Genomic DNA, 553 nt, shown 5'->3' with positions numbered 1-553 from the left:
ATCTGGAGGGGAAGTGAGTACCCCCCGAGACATACGGGTCACGCCCGACCCGCGGGTGGGCGTTCCCGCCCGCCCTGTGGGGGGGGTCGGGCGTGACCCGGCGACAAGCGCCGGGAGGGTGCAGTTGTGAAGGTTCCGTGGGTGTGGATTGGAGGGGGGCTAACCTTAGGAATTGCCTGTCTCGCTTATTGGGTCGCTCAAAACCAAATATGTGTGTGGTCTGGTTCCCCGCCGTTAGGGTGTATAACGCGTTGGGACTACTTCCTTCAAAGTCCTCCGAATGAGATCGGTGATAGCCTGGCAGGATTTGCAGGTGCTTTGGCCTTTGTTTGGTTGATTTCGACTGTTGGACTGCAAAGTCAGGAGTTGGCCGCGCAACGCCTCGAGTTGCGGGAAACAAGGTTCGAAGTCGGCGCACAAAGAGTGGCGAACGAAAAAATGGCCGAAGCTCTGTCGTCTCAAGCTAGTGTCGAAGAACGGAGACTGCAGTACGAGACTGAAGCACGATACGACCTTTTAGCGGATGAAGTGGCTGAAATGCTGCGACTATTGC

General features: G+C 57.0%; 1 protein-coding gene. It reads left to right on the top strand.

The genetic code is table 11. The features are described 5' to 3' along the window. Nucleotides 1-126 precede the first annotated feature (126 nt). Nucleotides 127-553 (top strand): hypothetical protein (locus SM447_RS29770; protein WP_474576187.1); only part of this gene is annotated, 427 nt, incomplete at its 3' end.

The organism is Micromonospora aridisoli, from assembly GCF_056150025.1.
Note: the sequence above shows the minus strand (reverse complement) of the source record. Positions and strands in the feature narration are given on the sequence as shown.